General features: G+C 66.3%; 15 protein-coding genes and 3 pseudogenes. 3 read left to right on the top strand and 15 right to left on the bottom strand.

Going from position 1 to position 18,828, the window contains the following annotated elements; all coding sequences use genetic code 11:
* The coding region (locus ACNA7R_RS14285) for a TFIIB-type zinc ribbon-containing protein (protein WP_416284224.1) at nucleotides 1-278 on the bottom strand (278 nt) is incomplete at its 3' end.
* Nucleotides 279-470: 192 nt separating this feature from the next.
* Here ACNA7R_RS14285 and gatC point away from each other — a divergent pair.
* Both gatC and gatA read left to right on the top strand, forming a co-directional pair.
* Complete coding sequence (gene gatC, locus ACNA7R_RS14280) at nucleotides 471-749, top strand: Asp-tRNA(Asn)/Glu-tRNA(Gln) amidotransferase subunit GatC (protein ID WP_416284223.1); 279 nt, start codon at nucleotides 471-473, stop codon at nucleotides 747-749.
* Nucleotides 746-2,068, top strand: a complete 1,323-nt coding sequence (gene gatA, locus ACNA7R_RS14275; protein ID WP_416284222.1) for an Asp-tRNA(Asn)/Glu-tRNA(Gln) amidotransferase subunit GatA — start codon at nucleotides 746-748, stop codon at nucleotides 2,066-2,068. The genes gatC and gatA overlap by 4 nt, the downstream gene beginning before the upstream one ends.
* A gap of 41 nt (nucleotides 2,069-2,109) precedes the next feature.
* On the opposite strand, the gene ACNA7R_RS14270 is transcribed toward gatA, so the two are convergent.
* From ACNA7R_RS14270 to ACNA7R_RS14205, 14 genes and pseudogenes are all read right to left on the bottom strand, one after another.
* Nucleotides 2,110-3,474, bottom strand: a complete 1,365-nt coding sequence (locus ACNA7R_RS14270; RefSeq protein ID WP_416284221.1) for a glycine cleavage T C-terminal barrel domain-containing protein — start codon at nucleotides 3,472-3,474, stop codon at nucleotides 2,110-2,112.
* 502 nt (nucleotides 3,475-3,976) lie between these two features.
* Nucleotides 3,977-4,327, bottom strand: a complete 351-nt coding sequence (locus ACNA7R_RS14265) for a helix-turn-helix transcriptional regulator (RefSeq protein ID WP_416284220.1) — start codon at nucleotides 4,325-4,327, stop codon at nucleotides 3,977-3,979.
* Nucleotides 4,328-4,396: 69 nt separating this feature from the next.
* The gene (locus ACNA7R_RS14260) at nucleotides 4,397-5,161 is read right to left on the bottom strand and encodes an NRDE family protein (RefSeq protein WP_416284219.1); all 765 of its coding nucleotides are present in this window, start codon (nucleotides 5,159-5,161) and stop codon (nucleotides 4,397-4,399) included.
* A 106-nt stretch (nucleotides 5,162-5,267) separates the two neighbouring features.
* Nucleotides 5,268-6,848 carry a class I adenylate-forming enzyme family protein gene (locus tag ACNA7R_RS14255; RefSeq protein ID WP_416284218.1) on the bottom strand — a complete coding sequence of 527 codons (1,581 nt, stop codon included), beginning with the start codon at nucleotides 6,846-6,848 and terminating at the stop codon, nucleotides 5,268-5,270.
* The gene (locus ACNA7R_RS14250) at nucleotides 6,836-7,888 is read right to left on the bottom strand and encodes a mandelate racemase/muconate lactonizing enzyme family protein (RefSeq protein ID WP_416284217.1); all 1,053 of its coding nucleotides are present in this window, start codon (nucleotides 7,886-7,888) and stop codon (nucleotides 6,836-6,838) included. The genes ACNA7R_RS14255 and ACNA7R_RS14250 overlap by 13 nt, the downstream gene beginning before the upstream one ends.
* Complete coding sequence (locus ACNA7R_RS14245; RefSeq protein ID WP_416284225.1) at nucleotides 7,885-8,826, bottom strand: 1,4-dihydroxy-2-naphthoate polyprenyltransferase; 942 nt, start codon at nucleotides 8,824-8,826, stop codon at nucleotides 7,885-7,887. The genes ACNA7R_RS14250 and ACNA7R_RS14245 overlap by 4 nt, the downstream gene beginning before the upstream one ends.
* Nucleotides 8,827-9,243: 417 nt before the next feature.
* A pseudogene (locus ACNA7R_RS14240) lies at nucleotides 9,244-9,708 on the bottom strand (cohesin domain-containing protein); the annotation flags it as partial.
* Nucleotides 9,705-11,033 carry a hypothetical protein gene (locus ACNA7R_RS14235; protein WP_416284216.1) on the bottom strand — a complete coding sequence of 443 codons (1,329 nt, stop codon included), beginning with the start codon at nucleotides 11,031-11,033 and terminating at the stop codon, nucleotides 9,705-9,707. The gene ACNA7R_RS14235 and the pseudogene ACNA7R_RS14240, both read right to left, overlap by 4 nt.
* Nucleotides 11,034-11,047: 14 nt before the next feature.
* Nucleotides 11,048-12,358 carry a Tat pathway signal protein gene (locus ACNA7R_RS14230; RefSeq protein WP_416284215.1) on the bottom strand — a complete coding sequence of 437 codons (1,311 nt, stop codon included), beginning with the start codon at nucleotides 12,356-12,358 and terminating at the stop codon, nucleotides 11,048-11,050.
* 111 nt (nucleotides 12,359-12,469) lie between these two features.
* On the bottom strand, nucleotides 12,470-13,363 hold the full coding sequence (locus ACNA7R_RS14225; protein ID WP_416284214.1) for a 1,4-dihydroxy-2-naphthoyl-CoA synthase: 894 nt from the start codon (nucleotides 13,361-13,363) through the stop codon (nucleotides 12,470-12,472).
* 115 nt (nucleotides 13,364-13,478) lie between these two features.
* A pseudogene (locus ACNA7R_RS14220) lies at nucleotides 13,479-13,827 on the bottom strand (DUF86 domain-containing protein).
* The gene (locus ACNA7R_RS14215) at nucleotides 13,820-14,173 is read right to left on the bottom strand and encodes a nucleotidyltransferase domain-containing protein (RefSeq protein ID WP_416284213.1); all 354 of its coding nucleotides are present in this window, start codon (nucleotides 14,171-14,173) and stop codon (nucleotides 13,820-13,822) included. The pseudogene ACNA7R_RS14220 and the gene ACNA7R_RS14215 overlap by 8 nt, the downstream one beginning before the upstream one ends.
* 90 nt (nucleotides 14,174-14,263) lie before the next feature.
* On the bottom strand, nucleotides 14,264-16,075 hold the full coding sequence (gene ggt / locus ACNA7R_RS14210; protein ID WP_416284212.1) for a gamma-glutamyltransferase: 1,812 nt from the start codon (nucleotides 16,073-16,075) through the stop codon (nucleotides 14,264-14,266).
* 373 nt (nucleotides 16,076-16,448) lie between these two features.
* Nucleotides 16,449-18,380 carry a transposase gene (locus ACNA7R_RS14205; RefSeq protein WP_416284211.1) on the bottom strand — a complete coding sequence of 644 codons (1,932 nt, stop codon included), beginning with the start codon at nucleotides 18,378-18,380 and terminating at the stop codon, nucleotides 16,449-16,451.
* 179 nt (nucleotides 18,381-18,559) lie between these two features.
* On the opposite strand from ACNA7R_RS14205, the pseudogene ACNA7R_RS14200 reads away from it, so the two are divergent.
* A pseudogene (locus tag ACNA7R_RS14200) lies at nucleotides 18,560-18,828 on the top strand (IS6 family transposase); the annotation flags it as partial.

Below are 18,828 nucleotides of genomic sequence, written 5' to 3'. Positions count from 1 at the left end.
AGCCCCTGGTCGTGCATCATGTTCGTCGTCGGGGCGCCGACGCGGCTCTTCTCGTCTTTCTCGCTGGCGTCGAAGGCTCGCCACTCGGGGCCGCGGTCGATCTCGCCCTCGTCGACGACGAGCCCGCAGTCCTGACAAACCGTCTCCGCGTGTTCGGTATCTGAGACGAGTCGGCCACCACACTCCGGACACCGCTCGCGTTCGCCCTGCTCGGTCGGCTCCTCGCGCTCGCTCGAGGGTCGCTCGTCGCTCCGGGTTCGGATGCGTGAGTCTGTCATCGTGGGGAAAATCCGGCCGGAGTAGCGGCCGGAAAACGTTCTGTTCCCGTTCCAAGGATCCGATGGGCTTAAATACTTCGGTCGTCTCGCCGGCCTCGATTCGGTAGTCCACCATTACCGGAAGCGAGCGAGGGGCGGCTAACTGCCGGCAGTATCGAAACCCTTACTCTCCGGAGGCCGGTGGGGTCTGGTATGAGCGACGACGCCGTCAGTGCCGAGGAGGTCCGCCACGTCGCGGAGCTGGCTCGCGTCGACCTGACCGACGAGGAGGTCGACCAGTTCACCCGACAGTTCGCGGACGTCCTCGAGTACTTCGACACCCTCGACGAGGTGCCCGAGGTCGACCGCGAGGCCGATCTCACGAACGTGATGCGACCCGACGAGGAGCGGGACTCCCTCGATCGGGCCGAGGCGCTCCGGAACGCGCCCGAGACCGAGGACGGCTACTTCAAGGGGCCGAACGTCTCATGAGCGAGAACGTCTTCATCACAGAGGAGACGATCGAGGGCGCCGACGACGGCCCCCTCGCGGGGCGAACCGTCGCCGTCAAGGACAACATCTCCACCGCCGGGGTCCGGACGACCTGTGGCTCGAGGATGCTCGAGGAGTACGTTCCGCCCTACGACGCGACGGTCGTCTCCCGGCTCAAGGAGGCCGGCGCGACGATCGTCGGCAAGGCGAACATGGACGAGTTCGGGATGGGGTCGACGACCGAAACGTCGTACTTCGGCGCGACCGAGAACCCGGCCGCACCGGGGCGGGTTCCGGGCGGCTCCTCCGGTGGCTCCGCCGCCGCCGTCGCCGCCGGGGAGGCCGACCTCGCGCTGGGCTCCGACACCGGTGGGTCGATCCGCTGTCCCGCCGCCTTCTGTGGCGTCGTCGGCATCAAACCCACCTACGGGCTGGTCTCGCGATACGGGCTGGTCGCCTACGGCAACAGCCTCGAGCAGATCGGCCCGTTCGCGAACACCGTCGAGGACGCCGCCGCGCTGCTGGACGTCATCGCGGGATCGGACGACCGGGACGCGACCACACGCGAGCCCCCACGCGGCTCGGATAGTCGAACGGGCGACGCCCGCGAGACACGTGAGCCGCAACTCGAGGGCGCGAGCTACGCCGACGCCGCGACGGGCGACGTCGACGGGCTCACGATCGGCGTCCCCACTGAGTTGCTCGAGGGCGCCGACGAGGGCGTCGTCGAGACGTTCTGGGACGCCGTCGCCGACCTCGAGGCGCAGGGAGCGGAGTACCGCGAGGTCTCCTTACCGTCGGTCGAACACGCCGTCGAGGCCTACTACGTGATCGCGATGTCGGAGGCCTCGTCCAATCTCGCCCGGTTCGACGGCGTCCGGTACGGCCACGACGTCGAGAGCGAGGGGAACTGGAACGAGACGTTCTCGCAGGCCCGCAAGGAAGGGTTCGGCGACGAGGTCAAGCGCCGCATCCTGCTCGGCACGTACGCGCTCTCGGCGGGGTACCACGACAAGTACTACAAGAAGGCCCAGGACGCCCGCGCCTGGGTGAAACGGGACTTCGACGAGGCTCTCGAGGAGGCCGACGTCCTCGCCTCGCCGACGATGCCCGTCCCGCCGTTCGAGCGCGGCGAGAGCCTCGAGGATCCCCTCCAGATGTACCTCGCCGACGCCAACACCGTCCCGGTCAACCTCGCCGACCTGCCGGCGATCTCGGTCCCCGCAGGCGAGACCGACGGCCTCCCCGTCGGCCTCCAGCTCGTCGGCCCCGCCTTCGGCGAGGAGCGGCTGATCCGGGCCGCGAGCGCGCTCGCGTAATCCGCTGAGTCCATCACAACTTGTCTTCGGAGAAACGACTTTCAATCGTCTATATCGTCCCTGGCGTGAATTTTGGCCTGTTCACGGGCGCTGGGATTGACTGACTCTTTGAACGGAACTTTCGCCAGCGTCGCATATACGGGTTTGCCGGGCGCCTCAGCGTACTCGTCCGGGAGGTGGACTGCAAACTCCACATCGAGGTCCGCGTCATATATCGAGTCGTCGAGCGGAACGTCGCTCGCAGCCTGCAGTTTCGCCGCTGGAACGAATCCGAGGCCGATATTGGTCTCGAGGTCCGGATTCCACCCCGCCGACGTCAGGTAGCCACATTCATCGCCCGTCTCCGGGTCCGAGATGAGCCAGTAGTCCGAGGGCCATTCCAGAATCGGTTCGCCTGCCATTTTCAGACCGACCAGTTTGTGAGTGAACGGAAACGCACCGTTTTCGATGGCGTCCTTCTGACGTTCCAGTTCGGCTTTGCCGACGTAGTCCACGTCCTTGTCGTCGGGGACCTGATAGCCGAGGTTGACCTGGAACGGCGACGTCTCGTAGTCCATGTCCTGCCCCAATGACAGGATTCCGGCAGCGATACGTCGACGACCGTTTACTGGCGTCGCGGCACCGCCGTGGTCTTTGACCGTTTCGAGTACTGGATTCCACACTGCCTCGGCGTTCTTCGTCGCTTCACGGACGTATATTTCGAACCCTGCCTCTCCGGAGAAGCCCGTCTGACTCACCAGCACCGGGACGTCGTTGATAGTCGCTTCCATCAGTCCGTAGTACGGAACGTCTTCGACCGCATCACCGATGAGCGACTCCATCACATCGGACGATTTCGGCCCCTGAATCTGCATCGGCGAGACGTCGATCTCGTCGATGTCGACCTCGAAGTCATTGCCGACTGTGACCCCTTGCAACCACTGCAGCAGGTCGGAGTCAGCGATGGAGAACCAGAACTCGTCGTCGTCAGGCCGCAACAGGACAAAGTCATTGAGGATACCACCGTCCTGGTTGCAGCAGATGGCGTACTTGCCACGCATCGTCTCGATATCGGTCGCGTCTCGCGTAATGACGAAATTGACGAACGCCTCGGCATCGGGTCCCACGACACGAATCTGGCGCTCGACCGCGACGTCCCATAGCGCTACGTGGTTGACCAGCAACTCGTACTCGGCTTCCGCACCTCCGTCTTCTGGGTCGATGTACGCACGGGGGTGATACATGTGGTTGTAAACCGTCGCCTGATGACACCCCTCCTCGACGGAGAGGTGCCAGAACGGTGACTTCCGAACCCGGGTAGAGGTCACGAGGTCAACGTCTGCGTCACCTGTTTGACGAAGATTTCTGGGAACAGTACGATCCGATTGGTCGACATTGGGGTGGTTCGGGTGGTTGTTTCTCGACATTGGTAATCTATTCCGGTGATTCAACGGAAGGGTTGGATAGCGACGCCCAGAGACGCCCGATGCGACTGGTATCGAACGGCGGGGTAGCTCCCGTAGGGAGGTAGAATTTTGGTTCAGTGTCGATGCCTCGGTCATCGGCATGGTATCTCTGTGTCATACAAGTGAATACTCGGCCATCGGCATGGCATCTTGTACCATGAGAGAGAATAACGACCTGTAACCGCATTGCCCTCTCTCTTAATCGAATAATGTATTTATATCGGGTCTAGAATATTTCATGGATTCCTGATCACTTTCGCAGGTTCTCGGTGGAAGCAGTGAGAACAACGAAGGCACGCAAAAAGAATGACTATCGCCCAGAGAACTCCACGGGAGATCTTCGATACACGTTCATCCTCGTTCTGAGTAGTCGATCGAACGCGACGAGAATCGGTACCGGTAGCGACGGCTCTCGAGACGGATCGCGAACGCGGCGAGAGAGCGCGGTACCGCTCGAGGCGGACTACTCCTCGTAGGCGAGGTTCATAATCCACTGCGAGAAGGCGTCGCTGTTGGGGTCGACCTCGTCCTCGCCGATGTACGGCGAGAGCATGTCGCCGGCCATCAGCAGCGTAAAGTCGAGGTCGCGGGCGATCGGTGTGATGTAGTAGGTGTTGTGCCCGTTGTAGATCGTGTCCTCCCGGTCGACCAACCCCTTCTCGACGAGCGACTCGACGATCCGGCTCCCCTTCCGCGAGGAGACGTCGAGCTCCTTCCAGAAGTCGCTCTGGTGGATGCCGCCGCTGTCGCGGACGAGTTCGAGTCCGGCTCGTTCGTCCGCGGAGAGCTCGGCCTCGAGTTCGGAGACGCTCACTGCGACCACCCCGTGCTCGACGCTACGGGCGCAAGTGCGTGCATACCTGTATCAGGTGGAGCGAGCCGCTTAAATGTGCCCTTCGCGGTCACCGTCGGGGTCCGCGACGGCGACGGGCTCGTAGGCCGTCTCGCAGGGCGGTCCCGGCGCGAACAGGTACCGCGACTCGTCGCCGAGCGCGATCAGCGATGACGATCGAGTGCCGTAGCCGTCGCCGTGGACACAGACGCCGTAGTCGTGGTCGCCGAGGACCTCGCCCGCCCGCTCGAGCCACTCGTCGACGCGTTCCCCGGGATCGACGGTCAGCTCCCGACGCACTCGACGAGCGTTTTCGGCCTGCTCGCGGGCGACCTCGGTTCGCTCTGGCGGGAGCCGGACGTCGTCGTCGACCGCGGCGTTGACGACGACGTGAACGCCCGGCTCGAAGTCGGTTCGCTCGAGCGCGCCGTTCCACTGCAGGCAGACCGCGTCGCGCTCGTCGGCGAGGACGAGGTAGAAGCCGTCGTACTCCCGAGTCTCGAGTTCGTCCTCGACGAGTGCGACCGCCTCGCGGACCGAACGGGCCTCGAGGGCGTCGGCGACGAGCAACCCGCGGGAGCGCTCGGCGGCGAGGTCGGGCGTCCCCCAGCGGTTCGTGACGCCGACGAACAGGCCGTGTTCGTTGGAGCCGATCCAGGTGCCCCCGGCCTCGGTGTCCCGGGGCGCGACGACTCGAGGGTCCTCGCGGTAGCGTTCGGGAGGAACGGACTCGCGCTCGAGCGATTCGTCGCGGTTGGCGGCGACCGCGACCGGTGCGTTCTCGAAGACCTGCCAGGCGAGCGTGAGCGTACACACGGGCGAGGGTAGGAACGGGAGGATCTTAACGTCACGTCCGGAAAGCGGGTGTTCGGCGCTCGAGTCGCGCGGCGGGTTCGGGAGGATGGTTCTCGACCGGCGGTGCTCACATCGAACGTGACCAGTCTGAGACGGCCGTCCCGGACTCGAGCAGCCGCGTCCTGACGGCCTCGCGGTCGACGGTTCCCGAGTGAGTTCGCGGTAGCGATTCGGCCACGGCGATCGTCTTCGGTCGTTTGAACCCGGCCAGCCGGTCGTCGCAGTGGTCGAGGACCGACTCGAGGTCGACCGATCCCTCCTCGGCGGCGAGCAGGGCGGCGACGCGCTCGCCCCACTCGGAGTCCTCGAGGCCGACGACGGCGGCGTCCGCGACCGCGGGGTGGGTCCGGAGGACGTCGGCGACCGCGCCCGGATCGACGTTCTCCCCGCCGGTGACGAGCCGGTCGCTCCGGCGGTTGAGCACCCACAGCCGGCCGTCGGCGTCCGCGTAGCCGACGTCCCCCGTGTGCAGTCCGTAGTCGCCGAACGCCGCCTCGGTGCGCTCGGCCTCGAGGTAGCCCGGCGTCACCGTCGGCCCCGAGACGACGAACTCCCCGATCTCGCCGGTCGGAACCGGCTCGCCCGACTCGTCGACGACGGTTACGTCGGTAAACAGTAGCGGCTGGCCCGCGGTTCCCTCGTGGGCTGCGGTCTCGGCGGGCGTCGCGGTTGCGATCTGTGAGGCGGTCTCGGTCATCCCGTAGGTCGGGTGGACGGGAACGCCGGCCTCGCGGCAGCGCTCGAGCAGGTCGCTCGAGGCCGGTGCGCCGCCCAGCAGAACGAACCGCAGCCGTTCCGGAGGATTCCAGCCGGCCTCGAGCAGGCGCTTGCACATCGTCGGCACCAGCGAGATCCCGGTGACGTCGACGCGCTCGAGGGCTCGAGCCGTCTCCCGGGGATCGAACTCCCGCTGGATGGCGACGGGGGTGCCGTACAGCGCCGAGCGGACGACCGGCGCGAGTCCGCCCATGTGGTACATCGGGAGACAGCACAGCCACCGGTCCTCGCGGGTGACCCCGAGTCGAAACGCCGACGCCGTCGCGCTGGCGACGAGGTTGCCGACGGTCAGCCGAACCCCCTTCGGCTCGCCGGAGGTGCCGGAGGTAAAGAGGATCAGCTGGGTGTCGTCGGGCTCGAGGGCGGCGGGCTCGACGGCGGGGCGAGAGTCGTCGGAGGTCGACTCCTCGCCGACCGCGAACGACCGAACCCGATCGGACGTTGGCTCGTCGACCGAACGGACCGGGACCTGGGCGCTCTCCAGCGCGTCGGCCAGTTCGAGCGCGGCCGACTCCGTCTCGGCCTCGCAGACGACGGCGTCGATCCCGGTTCGCTCGGCCTTTCCGGCGAGTTCGGCGGTCGTCTCGCGGACGTTCAGCGGGACGACGGTCGTTCCGAGTCGCATCGCGGCGAAAAACAGCGTCGCGAACGCGGGCCGGGAATCGAGCAGGAGTCCGAGACGGTCCTCGCGGGGGTTCTCGAGGAGGTCCCCGAGTTCGCGCGCGGCCGTCTCGACCCGTCGGTCGAGTTCGCGAAACGTCCACGACTCGCCGGCGTCGGCGTCGATCACCGCGGTCCGCCCGGGCGTCGACGCGACGCGGTGGCTCGCGAGGTCGCGGGTGGGCCACTCGAGGAGCGTCACTCCGCCCACACCCCCTCGACGCCCAGCCCCTTGGCCTGGGGGACGACCGCCGCGCCGTTCTCGAACAGGACGGGATCCCGGCCGAGGTCCTCGGCGAGCAGGTCGCCGGTCGCCAGCCCGCAGGCCGGCGGATCGGGCAGCGACGCCGCGAGGTGGACGGCGCCGGCCCGGGCGACGACGCCGTCGATCGTCGTCGTCACCAGCGGCGTCACGTCGAGCTGGCCCATCCAGGTCGCGACCTGCTGGGCGATATCGAGCCCGCCCAGCGCCATCGGTTTGAGGACGACGGCGTCGGCGGCCTGGGCCTCGCAGATCGCGTCGACGCCGTGCTCGAGCAGCCCCTCGTCGAGGGCGATCCCGACGCCGCGCCCCCGGAGGTCGGCGTGGCCCTCGAGGGCGCCCGCGGGGAGGGGCTGTTCGACGAGCGCGACGTCGAGGTCGTCGAATTTCTGGATCGCCTCGAGGGCCTCCTCGTACTCCCAGGCGCCGTTCGCGTCGGCCCGCAGCTCGATCTCGGGGCCGACCGCTTCCCGCACCCGGCGCATCCGCTCGACGTCGGCCTCGACACTTCGCCGACCGACCTTGAGCTTACAGCAGCGGAAGCCGCGCTGGGCGGCGTCTCGCGCGGCCGCGACGGTCTTCTCGACCGGGCCGTCGCCGACGGTCGCGTTCACCGGTACCCGGGCAACCAGCGCGTCGGGCTGGTAGTACCGGTACAGCGGCGTCGACTCGCTCGAGGCCTCGAGATCGGCCAGCGCCAGCGAGACGCCGTACCGGGCGGCGACGGCCTCGTCGACGGCCTCGAGGACCTCGTCCTCGTCGTCGGAATCGAGCGCCGCCTGCGCGCGCTCGAGGGCGGCCTCGCAGTCCGCGAGCGACTCGGTCCACCCCGGCAGCGGGGTCGCCTCGCCGTAGCCGACGGCGTCGTCGTCCGCGCGGGTCACGCGGACGAGGAAGCCGTCCCGGGACTCGATCGTGCCGCTTGCGGTCTCGAGCGGTTCGACGAGCGACAGCGAGAACGACCGGTACTCGAGGTCGTACTGGCTCATCCCAGCACCAGCCCTCCGGCGAACAGGACGGCGTACAGCGCGAGCAGCTTCCCGGTCCGCTCGAGGGCGGGATTGAGCGCCTCGCCGTCGGTTCTGGTCCAGATCGTTCGGGTAATCAGGGCGCCGTAGGGGACCGTCGCGATCGGCGCCAGCACCGCGGGGCCGAACCCCTCGCCCAGCCAGAGCCACACCGGGACGAGGTACGCCAGCGCGAGCAGGCCGGCAAACTCGAGGCGGCTCCCCCGGTAGCCGAGCCGCACCGCCAGCGTCCGTTTCCCGGCCTCGGCGTCGGTCTCCCTGTCGCGGACGTTGTTGACGACGATGATGGCCGTCGAGAGCCCCGCGATCGGGAGGCTGGCGAGGATCGCCTCGCGGGTGACCGTCCCCTCGGGCAGCGTCGTGATGAACGGCTCGACGTGGGCCGCGGCCTGGACGTAGAACGTCCCGACCACCGCGACCAGTCCGAAGAAGACGAACACGAACAGATCCCCGAGGCCGTGATAGCCGAGCGGATAGGGGCCGCCCGTGTAGGCCCACCCGCAGAGCACGCTGACGAGGCCGATCACGAGGATCGGCACGCCGCCGACGTAGACGAGATAGGTCCCGGAGAGGATCGCCAGCCCGAACGTGACGATCGTCGCGAGTTTGACCCGCTCGGCCGAGATCAGTCCCGACTGGGTAACTCGAGTAAACCCCTCCCGGTCCTCCGTATCCGCCCCCTTGATCGCGTCGTAGTAGTCGTTCGCGAAGTTGGTGCCGATCTGGATCAGCGCCGCGCCGACGAAGGCCATCAGCGCCGGCAGTGGGGCGAACACGCCCTCGTGGATCGCGACACCGACTCCGACGATCACGGGGGCCGCCGCCGCAGGTAGCGTCTGCGGGCGCGCGGCCATCACCCACGCCTTCGTCCGCGAGATATCGAGCTCCACCGTACTCATTGTCCGAGTACTCCGACTCGAGGAAGTGTCAACGTTGGCATTGACGCCGACCGGACGTTCAGCCCGCCGTCGAGCGACGAGGAGGGCGAACGCGAGTCCGGCGACGGCGACCGGAACGGCGAAGCCGGGCACGGAATCGGCGTCGCCGCTCGACTCCGCGTCGACCGCAGCGCCGTCGGTCGTCCCGTTCCCGTCGGTGCCGTCGGCGTCGCTCGAGTCGTCCGGGCCGTCTTCGTCAGCACTCGCGCCGTCGTCATCGTTCGAATCCTCGGCGTCCTCGGCGAGGGTCACGCCGTCGGCCTCGGCGTCGTCGGCCCCGTCGTCCGTCGCGTCTCCGCCGCCGTCGACGTGGATCGTCTCGTCGTACTCGAACGACGCCTGCGGGTAGCCCGTGACGAGCATCGTCGACGCGTCGTCGATCTCGATCGTCTCGGTCGTCGCCTCGGCGTCCTCGGCGACCGCGAGGGTGATCGTCGCCGCGACGTCGGAGCCCGTCGCGCCGTCGCCCGATGGCGTGCGCTCCTGCTCGATCGTCACCGTCCCCGCCTCCTCGTCGACGCTGCTCGAGCCCTCGACCTCGACGCCGGAATCGCCCGCGGCGAGCATCGGCCCGTGTTCGACGTCGACGACCTCGAAGACGTCGCTCTCGTAGGCGAGGGTCACCTCGAGCGCGTCGATCCCGTTGCCGTGGAGGTCGCCGTGGTCGCTGGCGATCAGCTCGAGTGTGACCGTCTCGCCCGGCTCGGCGTCGATCTCCTCCTCGTCGAAGTAGAAGCTCGTCGCGCTGTCGCCGGCCAGCGCCGTCGTCGGGACGAGGAAGCCGACGGCGAGCGCGGCGACGAGCGCGACCGCGAGCGCCCGCCGCGTCCGATCGGCGGTCATCGCTCTCCCTCCGGAGCCACCAGCTCGAGGGGGTCCATCTCGAGGAAGGCGGTCTCGTACCCCTGGTGGCGGGCGACCTGCGGCGGCGACTCGAACGACACCGTCACGGCGTCCCCGGGGTCGGCGGCGACGTCAGCCCCGTAGTGGAGGCCGTACTCGCCGTCGAGGGTCTGCTCGAGGACGGCGTCGGCGGTCCCCTCCTCGCGCTCGACCGTGGCCGTCAGCGTCGCGTCCGCGAGCGGCACCCGGTTGTACGGCGTTCGCGGGGAGACCAGCAGGTACCGCTCCTCGCCCGCGAGCCGCGAGTCGGACTCGAGCAGCGTCGCGACGACCGCCGCGTCCCCGCTGCGGGGGAGCCCCGAGTCGTCCGACGGCACGTCCCCGTCGACCTCGCGGAGCAGCGTTCCGGGGTACTCCTCGACGGACGGAAGCTGCGAGTAGGGGATCTCGTGGTGGGCGTGATCGTTGTGGTCGTGGTCGTCCTCGTGGTCCCCGTGGTCGCCCTCGTCCGCGTGGTCCCCGTGCCCGTCCTCGCGGTGGTCGCCGTGACCGTCCTCGTGGTGGTCGCCGTGGTCCATCGGCTCGAGCGCGCCCCGCTCGCCCCACAGCTCCTCGTCCAGGTACTCGACGCCGCCGACGACCTCCTCGCGGAACACCTCGTCGTACTCGAACTCGAAGCTCGCGCTCGCAGCCTCGGTCAGCCGGTCCTCGAGCGCACCCGTCTTCCGGGTCGAAACTGCGGGGAGGTCGACCTCGACGGTGTAAGTCCCGTCGCCGGGCAGCGAGACGTTGTCGCCGAAGTGAAAGCCCATCTCCTGTGAGATCATCGTCCAGGGCGACAGCGGCGAGCCGACCCGCTCGCCGTCCCGGAACACGCGGAGCTGCGCCCCGTCGTCGACCGGGAGGACCGTCCCCGTCTCCCGGTCCCAAGCGGTGAACATCAGGTGAACGCCGTGGCCTTCCTCGGGGTCGGCGCGCTGGACCGAGTCCTCGTCGCCGCCGGCGACGATCCAGAACGGGTGGGGGTACGACAGCATCGGCGCGACCGCGACGTCGCCGCTTTCGACCGGCTCGAGGGTTCGCATCTGCTCGCGGTGGGTCGGGACGTAGACGGCCTCGGGCGGGTCCTCGACCTCGACGATCTCGGGGACGGCCTCGACGTCGTCGTCGGTCTCGTTCCCGTCGCTCGAGTCGTCCGCGTCGCCGTTTTCGTCGTCGGTTCCGGTACAGCCCGCGAGGGCGATCGCTCCCGCGAGCGCACCCGTTTGCCGGACGAGCGTCCGGCGGTCGATCGTTCGCCGCGTGTCGTGTCGTTCCTGGTTCATGTGTCGCACCGTGATCAGCTATCACCGTTCGGGTCGGTCGGCGGGAGCGCCCGCAGCGACCGCGGCGGGACGAGGTAGTTCCCGCGCCGATGGACGAAGAGGTAGTGCAGGATGCCGTTGTTCGCCGTCGCCACGTCCAGCTCGGTCCCGTTCATCGCCTCGCGAACGCGGACGAAGTCGGCGATCTCCCGCTGCAGCGAGAGGAAGTGGAGGCCGGGTCGGTCGCCGTCGACGGTGTTGAAGTCCCGCCGCAGGAGCGGGGGTTCGCCGTCTTCGCGGGCCCGCGCGGCCTTCTGGGCGTGGCCGACGACGCCCCGCTCCCGGGCGTCGCTTTCCGTCGCCGCGATACGCTCGTCGGTCAGCCCGTTCGTCATGCCGAGTTCCTCCCCGACCTCGCCGACGGCCTCCGCCGCGGCGTGGTCGGGGCTGAACAGCTTCGAGACGCGCTGGTAGTGGTTCTCCTGGTCGAACCACTGCTCGAGGTTGATCTCCATCGAGGACACCTGCTGGGTCGTTCCGTCCGCGAACGGCCCCGACTCGATCGTTACGCGGTCCTCGCTCGCCTGGCTGTCGGCGAACCCCGAGCGAAACCCCATGAAGAAGGGCGCGTCCTCGGGGACGCTCTCGGGGACGCCAGGGACGTCGGCGTGGTCGGCCGGCAGTCCGTCGCCGACGAACCCCGTCCGACGGTGGTCATCGTCGCGGTCGAAAACGTCCGAGAGCTCCGCCTCGAGTTCGATCCCGTTGACCGTCTCGCGCGAGCCGAACAGCCCCTCCTCGGCCTCGAGGACGACCTCGGGGCGGTCGCTCGCGAGGTGCAGGAGGGCGTCGAACTCGTCGAACGTGGGTGTCTCACCCTCGCGGAGCGGCTCCGGTTCGGGGAGGTCGACCGACTCCGGCGGCGACTCCTCGAACCGGGCGAAGTACGCCGGCGTGTAGCCGAGGGTAAACAGCAGGCCGTCGTTGCTGCGCTCGTAGGCCCGCTCGAGGCTTCGCAGGGCGTCCTCGACGGTCTCCCGGGCGTCGGGGTCGACGCCGTCTCCGTTCTCGAGGCCGTCGTTCAGCGACAGCGCGACGAGGACGTGGTGTTCGGCCGGGCGAACGTTGTCGTCCCCGTCGGCCGGGAGGGACTCGTCCCAGGCGTGCTGGCGCTCGGGCAGCGACGACGGCTCGTCGGTCCCCCGGGGGATCTCGGTCTCCTCGTCTTCGTCCTCGGCGTCGCCCGACAGATCCAGACAGGCGCTCAGCGCCGTCGCTCCGCCGACGGCGACCAGCGCGCGAACGTACTCGCGACGGGAGAGCGCGGATCGATCGGGGAGGGACACTACCCCAGTGTGGGGGCGTGAGCGTCATATGGGTTTCTCACGCCGCTCGTTTCGACCGCCGTCGGCGACGGTATCAGGGACGCTCGTCGTCGATAACGGCAATCCGTTCGATCAGTAGTGCCAGGGGTAGTCGTCGAACTCGGGCTCGCGACCCTCGACGAAGGCGTCCCGGCCCTCCTGGGCCTCGTCGGTCATGTACCCGAGTCGGGTGGCCTCGCCGGCGAACACCTGCTGGCCGACCATCCCGTCGTCGGTCATGTTGAACGCGTATTTCAGCATCCGCATCGCCGTCGGGCTCTTCGCGTTGATCCGTTCGCCCCACTCGAGGGCCGTCTCCTCTAACTCCTCGTGCGGAACGACCTCGTTGACCATCCCCATTTCGGCTGCCTCCTCGGCGTCGTAGGTTTTCCCGAGGAAGAAGACCTCGCGGGCCTTCTTCTGACCGATCTGCTTGGCGAGATACGCGGAGCCGAAGCCGGCGTCGTAGCTCGCGACGTCGGGGTCGGTCTGGAGGAACTTCGCGTGCTCCTCGCTGGCGAGGGTCAGATCGCAGACGACGTGCAGCGAGTGGCCGCCCCCGACCGCCCAGCCCGGGACGACGCAGACCACGACCTTCGGGATGTGGCGGATGAGCCGCTGGACCTCGAGGATGTGCAGCCGGCCCTGTTCCGATGCACGTTCCTCGTCGCCCTCGTACTGGTAGCCGTCTTCCCCGCGGATCGTCTGATCCCCGCCCGAGCAAAAGGCCCAGCCGCCGTCCTTCGGCGAGGGGCCGTTCCCCGTCAACAGGATGCAGCCGACGTCCGTCTGGCGCTTGGCGTGCTCGAGTGCGGCGTACAGTTCGTCGACGGTTCCCGGCCGGAAGGCGTTACGAACTTCGGGTCGGTCGAACGCGATTCGGACCGTCCCGGAGTCGACCGCCCGGTGGTACGTGATGTCGCGAAAGTCCCGATCGATGTCCTCGATCGGTTCCCATCGTTCCTCGTCGAAGCATTCCGAAACCATCGCTCGAGTGTGGTCGCCGTCGCGCCAAATAGGTTCGCGTCGTCGGTCAGGAGGAACGTTCGTCCATCCGTCCTCGAGAGAGAAAACAAACGATTGATCGATTCGTTACGACTCCTCACGGATTGTTTCGGATCCACTGAGCGACCTGCTGACTGTACGTGTCATAGACCGTCAACCCACTCTGAAGCGTCTCGTAGACTTCCGCATGATCGACGTGTCCGTACTCGTGGGCCAGAACGTTCCTGAATCCAACGGCAGCGACGAGCGTAATCGTGTGAGGCGATGTGTCGAGCGAGATCGGCACACGCCTGAATCGCGTTCTCGAACATTCGCTCGACTGCGCGTTGTTCGGTCGTATTCGTGAGGAGATCGTTCCGGGACAAGGTCTCCTGTTTCTCCCTCAGTTCGCCGTGGTACTGCTCGATCTGCTCGAGTTTGATCGAGACGACTCGTTCATCAGCCACGCAGTCCGCCCTCCGCGATCCGATCGATTACGTCGTGTTGCTGCTGGCGGAGATCGTCCCGCTGTCGGGAGAACGCCGCTTCGATGTCCGTTTTGAACTGCCGAAACACCTGCTCGTCACCACAGACGAGTTCGCCGTTGACAGCATCATGGGCCACATCTAGGGGCAGCTCTTCGATATCGGAAAGGTCGTCCGTGAATTTGAGAGCGATGTCAAAGTCAGACGCGGGGGTCGATTCGCCCGTCGTCTGTGAGCCAAATGCAACGACGAACTCGATATCCGTATCGGAGCAGACGGACTCCTCTAGAGCGGCGAGTACCCGTGAACGCCCGTCACTCGCGTTCATATCCGAATAGACGGCGTATCTCCACAAAAGAATTCCGCCAGTGGTGTTCGCTACACAGTTGGTGTTATCCAACCGGGGACGCCCTGTCCGTCAGTCGTCGCTTCTTTGCCCGGGAGCGCGGTCGAAGCCGACCGCCTGGCCGTCGCGGTTCGGGTCGGCCGCGCCGGTCAGCGTGCCGTCCTCGCTGGCGATGACCTGGACGTTGCCGATCTCGCCCGGCTCCTCGTCGACGTCGTGGCCCCAGTCCGCGAGCGTGTCGCGGGCCTCCTGTGGCACGCCGTCGTCCCACTCGATGCCGCCCAGGTAGTGGGTGTAGATCGACGGCTCGGTGATCGACTCGAGCGGACTCAGATCGTAGGCGTAGCGGTGGAGGATCGACTGGAACGTCGCGCTGACGATCGCCCACCCACCCGGCGAGCCGGCGGTGAACTCGGGTTTGCCGTCCCGCAGCACCATCATCGGGCTCATGCTGCTCAGCGGGCGCTTCCAGGCGTCGGGCTCGTTGGGCCCGCCCGGCTCGGCGTCGAAGTCGGTGAGTTCGTTGTTGATCAGGAACCCGCGACCGGGCACCATCTTGCCCGACCCCATGAACTGCTCGATCGTGGAGGTGTAGGAGACGGCGTTCCCCCACTTGTCGATGACCGAGAAGTGGGTCGTCTCCCCGGGCTGACCCGGCCCCATGGGTCCGTCTTCGGGGAAGACGGTCCCCCCGAACTCGATCGGCTCGGCCCGCGACTGCAGGTAGTCGTCCGAGAGGAGGTCGTCGACGGGGACGTCGACGAACTCGTCGTCGCCCATGTACTCCATCCGGTCGGCCCAGGCGGAGTAGAGCGACTCGGCGATCAGGTGGTACTTCTCCGCCGACCGGACGTCGTACTCCTCGACCTCGAGGAGCTCGAGCATCCGCAGGACCATCGCACAGACCGTCGGGCCGGAGCTGGGCATCGGCTGGCCGACGAGTTCGACGTCGTACCACTCCTTTCGGATCGGGTCGTCGATCGTGACGTCGTACGCCGAGAGGTCGTCCTCGTCGACGACCTGGTCGGGGTCCCGGGCGTACTCCCGGATCGTCGCGGCCAGGTCCTCCGCGACCGCACTCTCGTAGAAGCCGTCGGCTCCCCGGCGTCGGATACACTCGAGAGTATCCGCGAGGTCCGGGTTGGTCATCGTGTCGCCCTCCTCGTAGAGGTTCCCCTGATCGTCGCTGTAGGTCTCGATGGCCGCCTCGTTGAACTTGTCGGTGTTCTCCGCGATCTGTTCGGCGAGGAACCAGTCGACGGTGAACCCGTTGCGCGCGAGGCGGATCGCCGGGTCGATCAACCGCTGGAGCGAGCACGACCCGTACCGTTCGCGGGCAGTCTCGAGTCCCTTGACCGTTCCTGGCGTCCCCATCGCCTCACCGGTCTCGATGTCCTGGTCGTACTCACCCTCGTGACTGTACAGCTCCGGCGACGCGGTCTGTGAGGCGCGCTCCCGGCTGTTCACGCACTCGACGGTATCGGAGTCGGCGTCGTAGACGACCATGAATCCGCCGCCGCCGATCCCCGACCCGTGGGGCTGAGTCACGGTCAGGACGTACTGTAGCGCGATCGCCGCGTCGATGGCGTTGCCGCCCTCGCGGAGCACCGTCGCCGCGACCCCCGAGGCGATGGGGTCGACGCTCGAGACCATCCCGTCCGCGGCGGTAACCTCCCGTCCGCAGGTGAACTGCGGCTGCTCGCAGCTGAAGCCGGGAACGTCGGTAACCGGCTGGTAGTCGTCGGCCGCGACCGTCGGCGTCCCGAACGCCAGCGCCCCCGCGGCGACCCCCGCACTCGAGAGGAAGGCCCGACGCCGAAGACTCGAGGTCGCCTGTTCTCCCGCCTGTCCCTCCGTACTCCGTGGGTTGTCATCTCGTGACATGACTTTTCTGCCATCCGGACACTCACTAGTCGTACGCAAAACCGTTTCGGAAACTACGACCTCCTGTCCGGGAAGAACATTCGTATTCGAGGCCGCTCGAGCAGCGACAGTTCCACGGCTGCATCGCCGCCCTGGAGCAAAGTCGGCGGCCGGATTCGATCGTCGGAGTTTGGAACCGATCAGCCTAGAAGATGGGCAGTTACGATATAATCGCTAAAACTGGCACTTCTCTAGTCGACAACCGCCGCCGAATAGAACCACAGACCGGCCACGGTACGGGTCGTGATCGCGATGGCGAGACAGTCGAGTCGAAAAACAGCGGTTCAGGTCAGCGTCGCCACTACCGAATCAACAAACACAGAGGAACAGGACGTCAGTCGGGCGGATCCAGCCCGAAGAACTTCTTGGCCTCGGTCAGGAACTGGTCTGCCGAGACGAACGGCGTGTAGTCCGGCTCGTCTTCGAGTTCCAGCTTCACCAGCAAGTCAACCAGCCGCCAGACGTTGTACAGCACGCACGCGAACGCGAAGTTGAAATAGCGGTACTGATGCTGCTTCGAGGTCGTCCGGACGCGGAACTGCTTGAGCTTCTTGTAGCCGTTCTCGATACCCCAGCGGTGTCCGTACCGTTTGATGAATCCGCGAACCTCCTCGAGCAACGCTTCCTCGCTGCCCGCATCCGCCGAGAGCGCCGGATGATTGGTCTCGAAGAGCGCGTAGGCGTCGATATCGGCGCGCTTCCCTCGCTTCGGTTCTTCCTCTTCACGCATGTCGTCGAGTAGCCCGTCGATCGGACTCTCTTCGAGTTCGTCGGCGTCGCCGCCGATCTCGACGAACTCATCGACCATTTCCTGCCGGTGGTCCGGCTGGTCGGCATCTTCATCGACTAACTCCGGATCCTCGGGCTCGAACACGTCGGTGTTGCGCGCTGGGAGATACATCCGCTTCCGGGTCGTTCCTTGCAGCGACTTCTGCTCCTCGACGCGGACCTTCTTGCCTGCCTCGCGAAGCTTTGTACACATCGCGCGCTCCGAGGAGTGTTTCCGGGCAGGATTCAGGTAGTAGACGTCGTGGCGTTCACAGACGTCTTTGACGGCCTCGCTGTCGAACTCCCGATCCATCATCACGAGTTCAATGTCACCGACGGCGTCGAGACCGCCCTCGAGGAGTTCGTCGACAATCTCGTTCTTCGACATGCCCCGGCGAACGGGGATCGCGTCGAGTACGAGCGGGATATCGAGGCCGACAATCTGAATCGTCGCCCACTGGAAGTAGATCTCGTTGTCCTTGTAGCCGAGGATGTACGGCTCTTCCAGACTGCCGTCGTCGTCACGTTCCACTTCCCCGTGCCACGGATTCCCCTTCGTGATGTCGATCGCGGCCCACAGGTCGCCGCTCAACTCGCTGTTGCGACGGGCTCGAGCGACGAGCATCCGCGTGGTCTCGCGGAGCATCGACCGGACCTCGTCGACGCCGAGTTTCTGAACCTGATGGCGGTGGTTGGATCCACTCGGGACGCGATCGCGGGACGTGTCGGCGGCGAAGTTATCGCTCCCGTCTTGGGCGTACATTTCCTCACGCATACCGCAGTAGGCCTGATTCTCCCAGAAGGCGTTCTCATGAATCTCAGCGTTATCGGCGCGCTTGAGTGAGAACGTATCCGTGACGAACGGTTTCGCCTGCTGCCAGACTTCCCGCGTCCTCTTGATTCGCAGCTGGCGTTTCGAAGGCTCGGACGTCGAGTTGCGCTCTTTCGGTCTGAACACAGGGTCCGGCACCGGGATATCACGGTGCCGGGCTTGGGTGACGACGTCCTCTGTGATCTTCCGACAGGCTTCCCGCAGTATCTCGGGGAACTCCTTGTGCCACATCTCCCAGAGCCGGCTTTGCTTCGGTGCGTCCGCGGTGTACCGACCGAGACCGTCACCACTCTTCCGGAAGCCGTACTTGAGGGCGAGATTCGGATTCTCGCGAAGGAACCCAGAGAGCTTCTTCGACCGCCACCCCTTCACGAGACGGAGAACGTGTGCTCGGATCCACGGTAGTAGTGGCGTGAAGTTACGGTGCCAGTCGGCGCGATCGTCTGGGAAGTCCTCGTATTCGTCGTGCGGAGTCCGCCAGTCGTTAAGCCTGACGTCGAGTGCGCCGATGAGGTCCTCGATACCGGGAGAACCGCTGCCAGTGTGTTTCACACCCCAGCAAACCATGTAGTCCGTCCAATCGACGTATTCCGGCTCGTCGATCAGCCACGAACCGTAGAATCCGGCCGTGCTGCCCGGAATCTTTGTTTCGCCGATAGCGGACATGTGTCTTTAGAATGAACCGTCATCGCTTATAAAGTGTAATGGATGCGAGTACGTCAAAATCGCCGTACTGAGAACTTCCCGGCCTGTTTTTCACCATATGGTGCAAAAAGTGTTGTGGCTGGGCAGTGTCTAGTTAGCCAGTTTGAGGAACGAGCAGGTCGTTGAGTTCGTTGGATCAAATGCTCGCAGACCTGCTCAGTGAGTCGTACGCAGCGGAATTTGATGAATGTTGGGAGCGTGAGCGGACGGCAACGCCCGTCAGGGTGTTCGCCGTCCGCCTCCACGCGACCGGTTGTTCGCTTCGAGAGATACGAGCGATTCTTCGCTTGATCGGTGTCAAACGCTCCCATCAAGCTATCTGGGACTGGGTGCATCGGCTGGCTGACAGTGTTCCAGACCCGCCGACGGCGCAGCCGTCGCGGGTCGCGGTTGATGAGACCACTGTCAG

It is taken from the genome of Natronococcus sp. (assembly GCF_047921035.1).
GTDB lineage: Archaea > Halobacteriota > Halobacteria > Halobacteriales > Natrialbaceae > Natronococcus.
Note: the sequence above shows the minus strand (reverse complement) of the source record. Positions and strands in the feature narration are given on the sequence as shown.